This is a genomic window from Lysinibacillus sp. FJAT-14745 (assembly GCF_001275675.1).
Lineage (GTDB): Bacteria > Bacillota > Bacilli > Bacillales_A > Planococcaceae > Lysinibacillus.
This window is the reverse complement of sequence record NZ_LITM01000007.1, coordinates 129191-130384: the sequence shown is the minus strand read 5'-3', so window position 1 is coordinate 130384 and position 1194 is coordinate 129191. Positions and strand designations below refer to the sequence as shown.

Below are 1194 nucleotides of genomic sequence, written 5' to 3'. Positions count from 1 at the left end.
ATCCATTGCTGAAGTTGACTTTTGATTAGTTTTTGGATTTTTGTATTTGTCTTTTTTAGGGTATCTTCAAGAAGCTCGATTAATTGCTGTAAAGCGACAGCCCAATCGAGTTCGTTTACTTCATCGCAAAGTTCATAGAAAATACCACCTAATGTTCGCTGGTCGGTATGGCAGCGATTTTGCCAGGACAAAACGATATATCTAGAAAAGACAATGGTTGTGTGACTGATGAGTAAATCATAAGACATCCCTTGAAATTCTTTTTGAAGTTTCAATAATGATTTGGTTGTCTTAAAGAAGACTTCGATGTCCCAACGCATTCCATAAATACGAATGATTTCTTGTTCAGAAAGCGTACAGTCCGTGCTAAGAATGGCAAGCCACTCACTTTTTTTATTTCTGTTTTGAACAAATACAACCTTTACCTGAACGCCATTTGCCATGGTTGTATGAATCGATCGCAAAATTCCTTTCTTGTCTGGGACAGGTGTGGCAATCTTATACAATTCTTTTAAAGAGAGTCGTTGGCTGTTCATCAAATAACGTTGGTTCGTATTTTTCACCATACCAATGACATCCAGTCCTAGTTCAACGATGGATTGGATGAGCGGTTGTTGTGTAAACCATGTATCCATTAACACATAATCAGCGGATATACCTGCTTGTAAGGCTCTTTCAAGCATACTTGGAATGATTATAGGAGCCGATTCTAACGCTTCTACACGACGTTTATAGCCCGAGGTACGTTTGTCGATGTTGTTCGAAATACCATTGATTTGTGCATTTTTTGAACTTAGTAACGTAAAATCTAGTGGCATAAATGTATAGCCGTCTGACCAACCCAAAGTAAGCATACGAAAGCCTTTATAGAAGCGTTTCGTTAAAGAGGAATGATCCATACAACGTGCGAGAAGCTCAACCTTTTTACTACGATTCCGATCAAACATCGAATCGTCAATAATCAGTGTTTTTGGGCGCTTTTCATCTGTTAGTGCATCGACTTTTTGAACGGCGTGTGCGCTTAAATAGGTTAAAAATCGACGCCAAGCAAATTTAGAATGATTCATAAAACGATAAACGGCATCTTTGGCTGGATAACAATCTCCCTTTTTGGATGATAAAAGGGTACACCAACTCTTATGATGAAAAATTAAACAGAATACGAGGTGAAACAAATAAGAAGTTGTAAACCCA

At 38.0% G+C, this 1194-nt stretch carries 1 protein-coding gene; it reads right to left on the bottom strand.

Annotated features, from left to right (window positions below; translation table 11 throughout):
• Positions 1–1194, bottom strand: a 1194-nt coding sequence (locus AMS59_RS13625) for a transposase (RefSeq protein WP_053484288.1), incomplete at both ends; no start/stop codon positions are given.